This is a genomic window from Kitasatospora sp. NPDC001309 (assembly GCF_042896295.1).
Lineage (GTDB): Bacteria > Actinomycetota > Actinomycetes > Streptomycetales > Streptomycetaceae > Kitasatospora.
In genome coordinates, this window is the sequence record NZ_JBIAXC010000004.1 from 101,342 (window position 1) to 114,153 (window position 12,812).

Here is a 12,812-nt window from a genome sequence, read left to right on the forward strand (position 1 = left end):
TGGTCGGCACGGCCGCCACCGTACGGGCGGGCGGCGACGGCCGTCAGCGGGTCAGTCTCAGCCAGTCGCTCTCAGCCGGTCGCTCTCAGCCGGTCGCCCGGGCGCGGGCGTGCCGGCCGTTCGACGCCACGCCCCGCCGGGCGTCGCGGTGGGCGGCGAGGGCGTTGCCGACCGCCGCGAGCGCGGCCCCGAGCAGCAGGAACGCCACCGCCAGCAGGAAGCACGCCCCCGCGATCCGGCGGTAGCCACCGTGTCGGGCGGGGTCGAGGAACGGGTACGGGTACCAGCCCGCGGCGTGGCCGCGGAGCAGCGCGTACGCCACGTAGAGCAGCGGGAACCCGAGCCAGCCGAGCACCGTCCGGGCCCGGACGGGCCGGGCGGGCGGGTCGACCAGCCAGTCGGCGAGCGCGAGCAGCGGCATCACGCGGTGGACCACGTCGTCCACCCACGGGATCACCAGCGGCGCCGGGTACGTCGCCAGCAGCGTGCCGTACGCCAACCCGGTGACCACCAGGTAGAGCAGCACCGCGCCGCGCACCGCGTCCGGCACGGGCCGGCGGCCGGTCAGCCCGGCCCAGCCGCCGTAGCCGAGGACGGCCGCTCCGGCGAGGTTGGCGAGGGTGGTGAAGTAGCTGAGGAAGTTCACCACCCCGGAGCCGTCCGTCGCCGCGCGGTAGCCGGAGAAGCAGAGCGCGACGACGAGGAAGGCCGCGACGGCGAGCCGGGCGGGGGCGAGCCACGAGTGCATCGTCGGAACCGCCTCTCTGGGGCGTGGTCCGGACAGGGGCTCTTCGGATTCAAACCCCGGCGAGCGGACTCGGCCACACGAGGGACCGCATCAGGGAGCACATCAGGGGCTGTCTCGGGGCCCTCCGTGGGGTGCGCCTCAGGGGGTGCGCCAGTCCGCGGCGAGGGCGGCCGCCGGGTTGGTGACCAGCAGCAGGTCGCACAGCTCGGGCCCGAAGGTGCGGGCCAGTCGCGGGACGAGGTCGGTGAGCAGCCGGGTGGGGCCGCCGACCTCGCGGGCCGTCCGGGTGGTGGTGTCGGCACCGAGCAGGAGCCGGTGGGCGTGGCCCGCCTCGACCAGGTCGGCGATCACCTCGAAGGCCTGGAGGTCGGCGGGGTGGCCGATCCGCGAGGGACTGTCCAGGGCGAGGAAGGCCCCCTCGGCGGCGAGGCTGCGGTGCAGCGACCGGTCGGTGAAGCGGGTGAGGTGGCCGAGGAGGATCCGGTCGGGGTCGACGCCGTGCCGCCCGTGCAGCCGGTCCAGGATGCCGTGCGGGTCGCCCTCGGGTTCGAGGTGAACGGCGATCGGGGCGCCGGTGGCGTGGTGCGCCTCGGCCGCGGCGGCCGCCGTCCGGCGGGTGTGCCCGGTCAGCGGGCCCGCGTCGTCGGCGATCTTGATCAGGCCGGCGCGGACGCCCTCGGGGGCGCCGGGGAGCCCGGTGACGAGCTCGGTGACGAAGTGCTCGGCGAGCTCGGCCGACGCGGCGGGGAACCGGTCCTCGGGGTAGTGGACCGCCTGGTGCGCGCCGGTGGCGGCGACCACGTGGACGCCGGTCGCGCGGGACAGCGCGGCGAGGGAGCCCGCGCCGCGCCCCATGCCCTGCGGGGTCCACTGGACGAAGGAGCGGCCGCCGGCCGCGGCGTACTCGCGCAGCACCGCCTCGGCGGCGACCGGGTCGTCCAGCTCCTGACCGGGGAGCAGGGGGCTGCGGATGAAGAGGTGGTCGTGGGAGTCGGTGACGCCCAGCTCGCCGGGGGCGAGGTCGCCCAGGACGGTGCGTACGGTGCGGGTGGCGGTCATGCCACGTCCTCCGCCGAGGCGTCGGTCACGGGAGTGTCGGCCGCCGGGGCTTCGGAAGCCGGGGCTGCGGACGCCGCGAAGGTGGCGGTGGCGACCCGGAGGCCGGCCAGGGCCTTGGGCAGGCCGACGTACGGGGCCAGGTGGACGATCACCTCGGTGATCTCCTCGCGGCTCATCCCGATCCGCAGGCTGTTGCGCACGTGGTCGGCGAGCTGCGGCTCGACCCCGCCGAGGGCGGTGAGCGCGGCCAGGTTGGCGATCTGGCGGTCCCGCAGGGCGAGGCCGGGGCGCTGGTAGGTGCCGCCGAAGAGGCTGGTGACGATCCAGTCGGCGAAGCCCGGGGCGATCGCGTCCAGGCCGCCGAGGGTCCCGGCGGCGGCCGGACCGGCGAGCTCGGCGAGCAGGGCGTAGCCGGCTTCGCGGTCGAGCGGCGCCGGTGTGAGGTCGGCGGGGGCGATGGCGGTAGGGGCAGTGGGGGTGGTGGGGATCGTGGCGGGCATCGCGGTGTGGGGACCTTTCACCAGTGGCGGCCGGCCGGCAGCCGGTCGAGTTCGGGGCGGGACAGGTGCAGCACCCGGAAGCGGGTGCCGGGCGCGTCGTCCGGGGCGGGACCGGACCACAGGGCGAGGCTGAGCAGTTCCCAGCGGCTCGGGTCCACGGCGACGGCCGCGGTGTGCAGGGCGGGGTTCGACGGGTGTGCCGGGAGCTCGGCGAGGGCCCGCTCGACGGCCTCGGCCGGATCGGCGCTCTCCGGGAGCCGGACGACCGTACGCGTGGCGGTGCTCGGGGCCTCCGTCCGGTCGCCTTCGGCCAGGCCCGCGCCGAGCCAGTGGCGGACGACCGGGCGGCCGAAGTCGGCGCTCAGGCCGCGGAAGCCCGGGCCCCAGAGGAAGCGGTTCATGCCTTCGGCGGTGCGCCAGAGGTAGAACGGCGCGTACTGGTTGACCGGCGAGCCGTCCTGGCCGCGTTCGCGGACCAGGTACGCCTTGAGGCCGAGGCCGGGGTGGGTGTCCAGCAGGTGGCCCTTGTCGGCCACGCGCCGACGGATGACGGCCATGTCGTAGTCGGCGGGAAGGGTGATCTCGTACTGCATGGCGTGCACGGTGGGCTCCCTGGGTCGGGGGCGGGTGTCGGCCGTCGAGTCGCCGTCTCCGGTCAGGCCCGGCGGTGGGCGCCCAGCAGGCCGAGGGCGCCGCGGACGGCCTGGTCGAAGGGGGCGGCGCTGTCCGCGGCGCGGGCCAGGACGTAGCCGCCCTGGACGACGGCGACCACGGCCGCGGCGGTGTCCGCCGGGTCGAGGCCCGCGGCGAACTCGCCGTGCGCCTGGCCCTCGGCGACCAGCTCGGCGATCCGGCCGCGCAGCCAGTCGAAGGTCTCCTCGACGGGGGCCCGCAGCTGCGGGTCCGCGACCACGTCAGGGTCCTGGGCCATCCGGCCGATCCGGCAGCCGCGCAGCACCTCGCGGTCGCGGTGCAGGTAGGCGGCGATCCGGTCGTACGCGGTGCCCGGGGCGGCGAGGTCGGCCTCGGCGATGCCCCGCAGCTGCTCGGCGCTGCGGCGCAGGGCGGCGGCGGCGAGGTCGGGCTTGCCGTCGAAGTGGTGGTACATGCTGCCCTGGCCGACGCCGGAGCGCTGCTGGATGGCCTTCGGGCTGGTGCCGACGTAGCCGCGTTCCCAGAGGAGGGCCTGGGTGCTCTCGATGAGGCGGTCCTGGGTGGTCATGACTCCACTGTACATACCAGTAGGTACAGAGAGAAGGGGTTTCTCCGGCACGGCGGGCGGGACCAGGGGTGGGTGCGGTGCCACCAGGGGTGGGGCCGGCTTCGGTCGACTTCGGGCGACTTCGGGCGCCTTCGGCGGAGGCGGAGGAAAGACCGAGGGCCGTGCGCCGCCCCCCGGCGGCCACGGCCCCTCGACCGTTCGTCATCCCCCGCGCCGGCCACCGGCATTCGGCCCGACCCGGTGGCGCGCGTCACGTTACGCACGGTGTCGGGCGTCACGCCGCGTAGGGAGTGCGCGGCGCCCTGCGCGGGCGGGCGCTCAGGGCAGTTCGCGCCGGATCACCGGTGCCACCTCGGCCGCGAACAACTCCAACTGCTCCCGCTGCACCTCCTCGGTGAGCGCGTCGACCCCGATCCCGACCACCTCGTTGCCGAAGGCCTCGTGGTAGCGGTGGATCTTCTCGACCACCTGTTGCGGGCTGCCGACCAGGGCCGAACCCTCCTCCAGCGCGTCCTCCAGTGAACGGAACGGCGAGTTGTTGTGCTTGCCCGCGGCCGAGTTGACCATGGCCTCCCAGTACGGCCGGTAGCCCTCCACCGCGTCCTGCGAGCGCCTGGCGACGTACAGTCCGCCGAAGCCCGCGCCCACCCGGGCCTCCTTCGGGTCGCGGCCGTAGTGCTCCCAGCGCTCGCGGTAGTCCTCCACCAGGGCCCGGTACTTGGCCAGCGGATGGAAGGAGTTGGCGGAGAACAGCGGATCCCCGTAGCGGGCGGCGAGGTCGGTCGAGCGGGTGCTGGTCGCACTGCCGTGCCAGACCGGGATCGGGTCCTGGAGCGGGCGCGGCGACACGGTGGCCTCCGTGAGCGGCGGACGGGTCGAGCCCCGCCACGTCACCTTCTCCTCCCGCCAGAGCCGGTGCAGCAGAGCGTAGTTCTCGGCGAGCGCCTCCCACTGACGCTCCTCCGGGAGGCCGAACAGGCCGAAGTGGCGCGGGTCGTTGCCCTTGCCGATGATCAACTCGATCCGGCCCCCGGAGAGTTGGTCGAGCATCGCGTAGTCCTCGGCGACCCGGACCGGGTCCAGGATGCTGAGCACCGTCACCGTGGTGAACAGCCGGATGGTGCTGGTGCGGGCGGCGATCGCACTCAGCAGCACGGGAGGCGCCGGGGAGAGGAACGGCTCGCCGTGCCGCTCCCCCACCCCGTAGCCGTCGTAGCCGAGCTGCTCGGCGAGGACGGCCTGGTCGACCACGTTCCACAGCTTCTGCTGCGGGGTGCGGTGGATGCCGGTGACGGGATCGGGGGCGTTGGCGACGAGGGACGAGACGGTGAACCGCACGGCGGTCTCCTAGGGGCGCTCGGTGGTCGGACGACGGAACGGCGCTGGGCCGTCCGGGGCGCTGCGGGTGCGGGACGCGCGGGATGCGGGACCGGTGCGAGGAGCCCGAGGTACGGAGCCCGTCACGGGGAGTCCGTGACGGCGAGTCCGTGACGGGGAGTCCGCGACGGGGAGTCCGCGACAGGGTGGGCGTGGCACCGGCGGAGGCGCGGTACGGCGGCGCTGCGCTCGGACGGGCAGCACCGGAGGTGGACCGGGGCGGGCCTGGCGGCCCGCGGGCGGCGTCAGCGCACGGTGCTGCGGCGGTGACGGCGACAACAGCGGGGCACGACGGTCACGGTGGCCTCGGCCGCTACGGTCCGGACTGCCATCACGCTCCCCCTCCGCCTCGTCCGCGCGCGGCCGCACCCGGCCCCGCGCCGTCCCACCTGGTCCTCCGCGAGGATAAGCAGCGGAGGGAGGCGGGGCAAGACACTCCCAGGGACTTGATCGGGCGGAGCCGACTGGCAAGATGTCCGGCATGAGCTACCTCGCCGCGGATGACCGCTATGCCTCGATGACCTACCGGAAGGCCGGCCGCAGCGGAGTTCAGCTGCCCGCCGTCTCACTGGGGCTCTGGCACAACTTCGGTGACGCCCAGCCGCTGGAGGTGCAGCGGGCGGTGCTGCGCCGGGCCTTCGACCGGGGCGTCACCCACTTCGACCTGGCGAACAACTACGGGCCGCCGTACGGCAGTGCGGAGCGCAACTTCGGCTACCTGTTCGCGCAGGACTTCCGGCCGTACCGCGACGAGCTGTTCATCGCCACCAAGGCCGGCTGGGACATGTGGCCCGGCCCGTACGGGAACGGCGGCAGCCGCAAGTACCTGCTGGCCAGCCTGGACCAGTCGCTGGACCGGATGGGGCTGGACTACGTCGACGTCTTCTACTCGCACCGCTACGACCCGGACACCCCGATCGAGGAGACGATGGGGGCGCTCGACAGCGCGGTGCGCTCGGGCAAGGCCCTGTACGCGGCGATCTCCAACTACCCGGCGGAGCAGCACCGGGAGGCGGTTGCGATCCTGCGCGAGCTCGGGACGCCGGTGCTGCTGAACCAGTCGGCGTACTCGATCCTCAACCGGAACGTGGAGGAGGGCGGCGTGCTGGAGGCGGTGGGCGACACCCGGACCAGCCTGATCGCCTATTCGCCGCTCGCCCAGGGACTGCTGACGGACCGGTACCTCTCGGGCCGGGTCCCGGCCGGCTCGCGCATGTCGGTGGGGAAGTTCCTGACCGAGGAGGTGCTGACCGAGTCGAAGCTGGACCAGCTGCGGGCACTGAACAAGGTCGCCGAGGAGCGCGGACAGACGCTGGCCCAGCTCGCCCTGTGCTGGGTGCTGCGGGACCCGCGGGTGGTCTCGGTGATCATCGGTGCGAGCAGCGTGGACCAGCTGGACCAGAACCTCGACGCACTGGCCGGCGGGCCGCTGACGGAGGAGCAGCTGGCCGAGATCGACCGGCTGAGCGTGTGACGGGAACTTGGTTGGGGTGACGGGGCACTGCGGCGGGTGACGGGTGACGGATAACAGCTGACAGATTTCGAAATCTGTCAGCTGTTATCTGTTATCTGTTCGTCGACATCCGTCACCCGTCACCCGTCACCCGTCGGCCAGCGGCCAGCGGCCGAGGGCCGTCAACGGCGAATACCCAAGGCCGGAAGAACCGTTTCCGCTACTCGATGGGCCTCCTCCAGCAGCGGGTTCCCGGAGAGGATGAAGGTGTCGACGCCCAGCGCCTCGAACTCCTTCAACCGCTCGACCACCTGGGCCGTCGACCCGACCACCGCCGTCCCCGGACCGGGCCGGAACAGGCTCATGCCCGGCCAGAGATTGGGGTAGGCCTCCAGCTCCCGGGCGCGCGCCGGGACCCTTCCGCCGTGCTGGCGGAACTGGCGCTGCCACCCGACGCCGTCCTCCCCCTCGGCGGATCCCAGCTGCCGGGCGTACGTCGCCTCGCTCGTCACGTCCAGCAACCGGTCGGCGGCGGCCCAGGCCTCCTCCTCGGTGTCCCGGACGATCAGGTGCAGCCGCAGCCCGATCCGCAGGCTCCGTCCGTGCGCGGCGGCGCGTTCGCGGACCAGGTCGAGCTTCTCCTTGAGCAGGTGCGGCGGCTCCCCCCAGGTCAGGTAGACGTCCACGTGCTCGGCGGCCATCTCGATGCCGGCCGGCGAGCTGCCGCCGAACCAGAGCGGGATGCCACCGGGCTGCGCCGGGGTGAGCTCGCGCAGGCTCGCACCCGCGTTCTTCAACCGGTAGAACTCGCCCTCGTGGTCGAAGACTTCGCCGGCCGTGAGGCGCTTGACGATCGACCAGTACTCGGCGCTGAGCCGGTAGCGGTCGTCGTGCTCGACGTCCAGACCGTACTCGCGCAGCTGCGCGGTGGAGCCGTTGACCACATTGAAGCGCAGCCGCCCGCCGTGCAGGTGGTCGAAGCTGAGCGCCATCTTGGCGAGCAGGGTGGGCGAGACCAGTCCGGGGTGGACCGCCAGCAGCGGCTTGAAGGCCGGCCCGGTGGCCGCGGCGAGCGCGCTGCCGAGCGTCCAGACGTCGTACAGGTCGGTGGCGAGCAGCGCGCCGGTGTAGCCCAAGCGCTCGACACTGCCCGCGAGTTGCTGCAGGTACCGCAGGTCCACCGGGCGTCGGCCGGACGGCTCCCACGGGTAGTGTCCTTCGCGCGGGATGATGTACCAGAGGACTTCGGAGGCCACGGCTCAGCGGTCCTTCCCGAGTGCGGCGGCCACCGGGGCCTCCAGAGCGGACAGTTGGGCGTCGGCGACGGTCAGCGCGCGGTCGATGAAGCCGACCCGGTGGAAGATGTCCGCCGCCTCCTGCTGCTCGGCCACGAACGCGTCGGTGGCCGGCTCCAGTTGCCAGGGCAGCGCGACGAGCGCGGCACGCCAGTCGGCGACCGTTCCGCCCAGCTCCCGGGCCGCGATCGCGGCCGCCTCGGCCGGATGGGCGGCCGCCCAGGCGTCCGCCCGGCGCAGCGCGGTCGTGATCGCGGCGACCACCTCGGGGCGGTCGGTGGCGAAGTCCCGGCGGGTGAAGAAGACCGAGCGGTCGGTGATGACGTCCCCGGTGCGGACCAGCGCGCGGAACTCGCCACTGCGACGGGCCGCGGCGAGCTCGGCGCCCTGGGCGATCCAGCCCGCGATCTCGCCCTCGCGCAGCCTCCGGGCCTGGTCCTCCCCTGCCACCGGCCGCGCCGGTGTGACGTCCTCACCGTACGAAAGCCCGTGCGCGTCCAGGGCCTTGGCGAGCAGGTGGGTCTGCCAGGAGCCGACGCCCAGCACGACGGTGCCGCCCTTGAGGTCGGCGACCGTACGGACCGGTCCGCCGTCCAGGACGAGCAGTGCGCCGTGGTCGGGGCGGGGTGCGGAGACCACCGCGTACACCAGGTCGTGGCCGGCCGCCTGGGCGGTGATCGGCGGGGTCGAGCCGGTGCCGCCGAAGTCGATGGTGCCGTCGGCGAGCAGCTCGCCGGTACGGGTCCCGTCGGTGTAGTGGTGGAACGCGCCGCTCTCCCCGAGCGGGGCCAACTCCTCGTCCAGGTAGGGCAACCGGGCGAGGTAGTAGAGCGTGGGATTGCTGGCGTGGACGCCGAGGGTGACGGTCATCTGGTCAACTCCGGTGGTGCGTAGGGGCTCGTGCGGAAGACGTGCGGTGGGGTTGCGGGGGAGGGTGGAGCGGTCGAGCCGCAGAATGGCGGTGCGATGGAGTGGTGGAGTGGTGGAGCGATGGCGTGGTGACGGCGTGGCGGAGCGCCGGTTCAGTGGACGCCGAGGTCGGCGAGCAGTCGGCGGCGCAGGTCGGCGAAGGCGGGGTCGGCCGGGTCCCGGGGGCGTTCGACACCGACGGGTTCGTCCCGGACCAGCAGACCGTCACGCAGAACGGCGACACGGTCGGCGAGCCGGACGGCCTCGTCCACGTCATGGGTGACCAGCAGCACGGCCGGGCGGTGGCGGCGGACGAGATCGCCGACCAGGTCCTGCATCCGCAGCCTGGTCAGGGCATCCAGTGCCGCGAACGGTTCGTCCAGGAGCAGGAGTTGCGGTTCGCGCACGAGCGCCCTGGCCAGTGCGACGCGCTGTGCCTCGCCACCTGAGAGGGTGGCCGGCCAGTCCTCGGCGTGCCGCTCCAGGCCCACCTCGGCGAGTGCCTTCAGCCCGGTCTCCCGGGTCGCCGCGCCGCGCGGCAGACCGACCGTGACATTGGCCAACACCCGCTTGGACGGGACGAGTCGGGGCTCCTGGAAGACCACCGTGCGGACCGGCGGCACCAGCACGGTGCCCCCGTCGGCCTGGTCCAGCGCGCCGAGGATCCGCAGCAGGGTGGTCTTCCCGGTGCCGCTGGCGCCGAGCAGGGCGACGAACTCGCCCCGGGCGATGGACAGGTCGACGCCGTCGAGTACGGCCCTGGTGCCGAACACCCGGCGCAGGCCGCGCAGATGGACGGCGGGGGCGGTATCTTCGGCGGTCGCGGCGGCAGTCACGGCGGCGGTCTCAGTGGCGGTCTCAGTGGCGCTCGCGGCGGTGCTCACGGCAGCGCTCACGGTCGAGGCCGGAGCGGAGGCCGAGTCGGTGGGGGCGGTCATCGGGCAGCTCCTCGGACGGCGCGGCGCCACGGCATCAGCAGCCGTTCCAGGATCCGGACGATGCCGTCGGCGGCGAGGCCGAGCAGGCCGTAGATCAGGATGCAGACGGCGAGCACGTCGGTGCGCGAGTAGTTCTGGGCCTGGGCCATCAAGTAGCCGATGCCCTCGGTGGAGTTGATCTCCTCGGCGGCGATCAGGGCGATCACGCTGAGCGTCATGGAGAGCCGCAGGCCGGACAGCAGGGAGGGTAGCGCCCCGGGCAGCACGACCGTCCGTACGATCGCCCAGCGGCCCAGGCCGAAGCTGCGCATCGCCTCCACCAGCTTGCGGTCGGTGTTGCGGACCCCGCCCGAGGCGGAGACGTACATCGGGAAGCTGGTGGCCACCCCGATCAGGGCGACCTTCGCGGTCTCGGTGATGCCGAACCACACCATGAACAGCGGGACGAGCGCCAGGAACGGTACGGTGCGCAGGACTTGGACCGCGGAGTCGAGCAGTTCCTCGCCGAGGCGGGTGAATCCGGTCACCACGCCGAGCACCAGTCCCGTGGTGGCACCGAGCAGCAGTCCGAGTCCGGCCCGGGTGAGCGACACGGTGAGGGCGTCGGTCAGCTGACCGTTGCCCCACAACTCGCCGACCGCTTCGGCGACCTGGGACGGTGAGGCGAGCACATCCTGGGTGAGCGCGCCGGTGGCGGAGGCGAGCGCCCAGCCGCCGAGCAGCGCCAGCGGACCGAGCGTGCGCAGCAGCACGGCAAGGGCGCGCGGACGGGGCCGTCGGAGCTGGGCACGCGGCGTCACCAGGCCCGCGGCCCGGGCCGCCCGGGTGCCCTCGGAATCCTGTTCCCTTGCGAGCACGGTCACTTGGCACCACCGCCGAAGGTGTCGATGTCGATCAGGTACGGCTTGACGTCGACCAGCTGCTTGGTGACCTTCTGGTCGGCGAAGAACTGGGCGACGGTGCCGAAGCGGGCGGTGTCGGCCGCCGAGATGGCGTCGGCCGGAGTGCCCTGCCGGCTGACGTTCACCGCGACGTCCTTCTCGGCCGGGGTGACGGCGGTCGGGCCGGAGTCGGTGAAGACGTTGAGGTAGGCGGCCGGATCGGCCTTCTCCTTGGCGCCGTTGTCGCGCAGGTAGGCGTAGAAGGCCTTGACCACATCGGGGTGCTTGTCGGCGAAGCCGTTGCGCACCGCCCAGACCGCGTAGTTGTCGGAGCCGATCGCCTTGCCGTCGACCAGGAAGTGCGCGCCGGCGTTGGCGATGGTGGGCGTGGAGAAGGTGTTCCAGGTCGCCCAGGCATCCACCTGGCCGGAGTTGAAGACTCCCGAGGTCTGGTCGGCGCGCAGGTAGACCCGCTGGACCTGGTCGGCCGGGACGCCGTTCTTCTCCAGCGCCTTGAGCAGGAGGTACTCGCTGGTGCCGCCCTGGGAGACGGCGACCTTCTTGCCGACCAGGTCCTGCACGGTCTTGATGGGCGAGTCGTTCTTGACCAGGATGCCCTCGCCGACGCCGTCGGGGGCGGTCTGGGCGAACAGCTTGAAGCCGGGCTTCTGGGCGAGCGCGGCGACGGCCGAGGTGATCGAGCCCTGGGCGACGTCGAGTTGGTCGGCGGACAGGGCCTGCGCGGCGGGGGCGAAGGGGCCCGCGCTGCCGGTCCAGGCCACCTTGGCGTGGACCGCCGCCAGGGCCCGGTCCAGCGAGCCGTCCTTCTTGCCACGGGCGAGGAAGCCGTTGTTCCCGGGGTCGGGCAGGCGGAGCACGGCGTCGGCCTTGCCGCCGGGCCCGCCTGCGGCGGAGGCGCTGCCCCCGTCGGCGGACGAGCCGCAGGCGGCCAGAGCGGTGGTGGCGAGCAGCGCGGTGGCGGCGAGGGCGAGGCGGGCGGTGTTCACGGGGTCTCCAAAACGGGTGACAGATGACAGCTGACAACTTTCGAAAGTTGTTCGCTGAACTCTGTTATCTGAAATCTGTTCGCTGAAGGTTGTTCGCTGAAAGTTGTTCGCTGAACTCCGCCGGACTCCGCCGAGCGGCCTCGGACGGCAACGGGCGGCGTCGGGCAGCACCGACCGACGCCACCGAGCGGCACGGCTGACCGGCATTGCCGACTGGCCGGACGAACGAGCGGACGGTCAGCTGGACACGCTCGCCACTTGCTCCCCTCCCGCAGCCCGCCGACCGCGCAGCAGGTCGCGCGCGGCGCGGAGCGGCTCCGGGTCGGCCCAGGCACGGATGTCGACCGGTGCCGCGAGGAAGCCCTGCCCGGCGAGGAAGCGTTCCTGCTGGGCCAGCAGCCCCAGCCGCTCCTCCGAGAGGTCCAGATGCAGCGTGCGATGACTGCCCGCCGCATAGGCGCCCTCGACGCCCTCCGCACCCGCGCCGGTCTCGGCCTGGAGGATCCTGGCCACCTCCACCGGACGCTCGGCGGCCCAGTCGGCGGCCTCCAACAGGACCGCCAGGAAGCGGGCGACCAGCTCCGGGTGCTCGTCCAGCAGCCGCTGGTGGACGGTGACCGGCCGGGGCGTGCCGTTGTTGACCCGGGCCCGGCGGTCCGGAGCCGCGTCCAGCTCCACCGCCACCTCCGCGCCGATCCGGCGGGCCGCTTCGACGGCCAGCGCCCCCTTCACGTACACGGCGTCCACCAGGCCGTCTCGCAATGCGGACAGCTCGGCGGACCACTGCCCGCCGCCCGGGACGGCCGGCACGTCGACCAGTTCGGCGTCCTCCAGCCCGAGACCCGCGAGCGCCAGGGCGCCCCGGAAGCCGGCCAGGGCCATGGCCCGCCAGAAGTCGATGCCGATCCCATGATGTGGAACCGCCAGCCTCAGCCCGCGCAGCTGCCCGGGCTCACTGATGCCGCTCCCGGCCCGGACCAGGACGACCTGTCGCTCCTCGATCCAGGTCAACCCGATCAGCCGGGTCGCCTCGCCGCGCGAACGGGCCCACAGCGCGGGGACGTTGCCGCCCTCGCGGAAGAGCCCGGTGAGCGCGTGGGTGTAGTGGTGGTCGGCGGCCACCTCCGGCGGGGCGTCCTGGAGCGAGCGGACGGCGATTCCGTCCGGGGCGAACTCCCGTGCCAGCCAGCCCTGATCAGCGGCGATACCGGTCGCGGTGGGCACCGGGCAGCGGGTGAACCAGAGGGTTTCGGGGACGGCGGAGGAGCTGGGCGAACGACTGGGCACGGGGCGTGGTCCTCTTCGGGGGCTCCGACGGCGGTCGGAGGCAGCGGAGTTCGGGTGCGCCGCCGCCGCACGGCACGGCGCACGGCGGCGAGCGGGAAGCGGAGCGCGGAGCGCACGCCGCACGGCGTACGGCGTA

The 12,812-nt window shown here is 73.3% G+C and carries 13 protein-coding genes; 1 reads left to right on the plus strand and 12 read right to left on the minus strand.

What is annotated here, in order from left to right; all coding sequences use genetic code 11:
• Window positions 1–85: 85 nt before the first annotated feature.
• The 6 genes from ACFY2K_RS05800 to ACFY2K_RS05825 all read right to left on the minus strand — a co-directional run bounded on the left by ACFY2K_RS05800 (window position 86) and on the right by ACFY2K_RS05825 (window position 4,867).
• Entirely contained in the window at window positions 86–748 is a 663-nt protein-coding gene (locus ACFY2K_RS05800; protein WP_387709788.1) for a Pr6Pr family membrane protein, read from the minus strand.
• A 138-nt stretch (window positions 749–886) separates the two neighbouring features.
• Window positions 887–1,807: a phosphotriesterase gene (locus ACFY2K_RS05805; protein WP_387709790.1), complete on the minus strand. Its 921-nt coding sequence runs from the start codon at window positions 1,805–1,807 to the stop codon at window positions 887–889.
• Window positions 1,804–2,307: a carboxymuconolactone decarboxylase family protein gene (locus tag ACFY2K_RS05810; protein ID WP_380521113.1), complete on the minus strand. Its 504-nt coding sequence runs from the start codon at window positions 2,305–2,307 to the stop codon at window positions 1,804–1,806. The genes ACFY2K_RS05805 and ACFY2K_RS05810 overlap by 4 nt, the downstream gene beginning before the upstream one ends.
• Before the next feature lie 17 nt (window positions 2,308–2,324).
• Window positions 2,325–2,909 carry a DUF4865 family protein gene (locus tag ACFY2K_RS05815; protein WP_375891424.1) on the minus strand — a complete coding sequence of 195 codons (585 nt, stop codon included), beginning with the start codon at window positions 2,907–2,909 and terminating at the stop codon, window positions 2,325–2,327.
• 53 nt (window positions 2,910–2,962) lie between these two features.
• The gene (locus ACFY2K_RS05820; protein ID WP_380589967.1) at window positions 2,963–3,529 is read right to left on the minus strand and encodes a TetR/AcrR family transcriptional regulator; all 567 of its coding nucleotides are present in this window, start codon (window positions 3,527–3,529) and stop codon (window positions 2,963–2,965) included.
• Between the two features lie 318 nt (window positions 3,530–3,847).
• Window positions 3,848–4,867 (minus strand): LLM class flavin-dependent oxidoreductase, encoded by a 1,020-nt coding sequence (locus ACFY2K_RS05825; RefSeq protein ID WP_375891420.1) that lies wholly within the window; start codon window positions 4,865–4,867, stop codon window positions 3,848–3,850.
• A 520-nt stretch (window positions 4,868–5,387) separates the two neighbouring features.
• On the opposite strand from ACFY2K_RS05825, the gene ACFY2K_RS05830 reads away from it, so the two are divergent.
• On the plus strand, window positions 5,388–6,380 hold the full coding sequence (locus ACFY2K_RS05830; RefSeq protein WP_380521105.1) for an aldo/keto reductase: 993 nt from the start codon (window positions 5,388–5,390) through the stop codon (window positions 6,378–6,380).
• A gap of 161 nt (window positions 6,381–6,541) precedes the next feature.
• On the opposite strand, the gene ACFY2K_RS05835 is transcribed toward ACFY2K_RS05830, so the two are convergent.
• The 6 genes from ACFY2K_RS05835 to ACFY2K_RS05860 form a co-directional block, all read right to left on the minus strand.
• Window positions 6,542–7,615, minus strand: a complete 1,074-nt coding sequence (locus tag ACFY2K_RS05835) for an LLM class flavin-dependent oxidoreductase (RefSeq protein ID WP_380644523.1) — start codon at window positions 7,613–7,615, stop codon at window positions 6,542–6,544.
• A gap of 3 nt (window positions 7,616–7,618) precedes the next feature.
• Window positions 7,619–8,524, minus strand: coding sequence for an ABC transporter substrate-binding protein (locus ACFY2K_RS05840; RefSeq protein ID WP_375891414.1), 906 nt, complete (start codon window positions 8,522–8,524; stop codon window positions 7,619–7,621).
• Between the two features lie 152 nt (window positions 8,525–8,676).
• Window positions 8,677–9,501, minus strand: coding sequence for an ABC transporter ATP-binding protein (locus ACFY2K_RS05845; protein ID WP_380521100.1), 825 nt, complete (start codon window positions 9,499–9,501; stop codon window positions 8,677–8,679).
• Window positions 9,498–10,364, minus strand: coding sequence for an ABC transporter permease (locus tag ACFY2K_RS05850; RefSeq protein ID WP_380521098.1), 867 nt, complete (start codon window positions 10,362–10,364; stop codon window positions 9,498–9,500). Before ACFY2K_RS05850 ends, ACFY2K_RS05845 begins: the two co-directional genes overlap by 4 nt.
• Entirely contained in the window at window positions 10,361–11,389 is a 1,029-nt protein-coding gene (locus tag ACFY2K_RS05855) for an ABC transporter substrate-binding protein (RefSeq protein ID WP_380521096.1), read from the minus strand. Before ACFY2K_RS05855 ends, ACFY2K_RS05850 begins: the two co-directional genes overlap by 4 nt.
• 237 nt (window positions 11,390–11,626) lie before the next feature.
• Window positions 11,627–12,676, minus strand: coding sequence for an ABC transporter substrate-binding protein (locus ACFY2K_RS05860; protein ID WP_380521094.1), 1,050 nt, complete (start codon window positions 12,674–12,676; stop codon window positions 11,627–11,629).
• Between the last annotated feature and the right edge of the window lie 136 nt (window positions 12,677–12,812).

Bases quoted from the DNA above. Each gene is read 5' to 3' on its own strand.
- ACFY2K_RS05800 (WP_387709788.1), bottom strand. From the start codon at position 748: ATGCACTCGTGGCTCGCCCCCGCCCGGCTCGCCGTCGCGGCCTTCCTC.
- ACFY2K_RS05805 (WP_387709790.1), bottom strand. From the start codon at position 1,807: ATGACCGCCACCCGCACCGTACGCACCGTCCTGGGCGACCTCGCCCCC.
- ACFY2K_RS05810 (WP_380521113.1), bottom strand. From the start codon at position 2,307: ATGCCCGCCACGATCCCCACCACCCCCACTGCCCCTACCGCCATCGCC.
- ACFY2K_RS05820 (WP_380589967.1), bottom strand. From the start codon at position 3,529: ATGACCACCCAGGACCGCCTCATCGAGAGCACCCAGGCCCTCCTCTGG.
- ACFY2K_RS05830 (WP_380521105.1), top strand. From the start codon at position 5,388: ATGAGCTACCTCGCCGCGGATGACCGCTATGCCTCGATGACCTACCGG.
- ACFY2K_RS05840 (WP_375891414.1), bottom strand. From the start codon at position 8,524: ATGACCGTCACCCTCGGCGTCCACGCCAGCAATCCCACGCTCTACTAC.
- ACFY2K_RS05845 (WP_380521100.1), bottom strand. From the start codon at position 9,501: ATGACCGCCCCCACCGACTCGGCCTCCGCTCCGGCCTCGACCGTGAGC.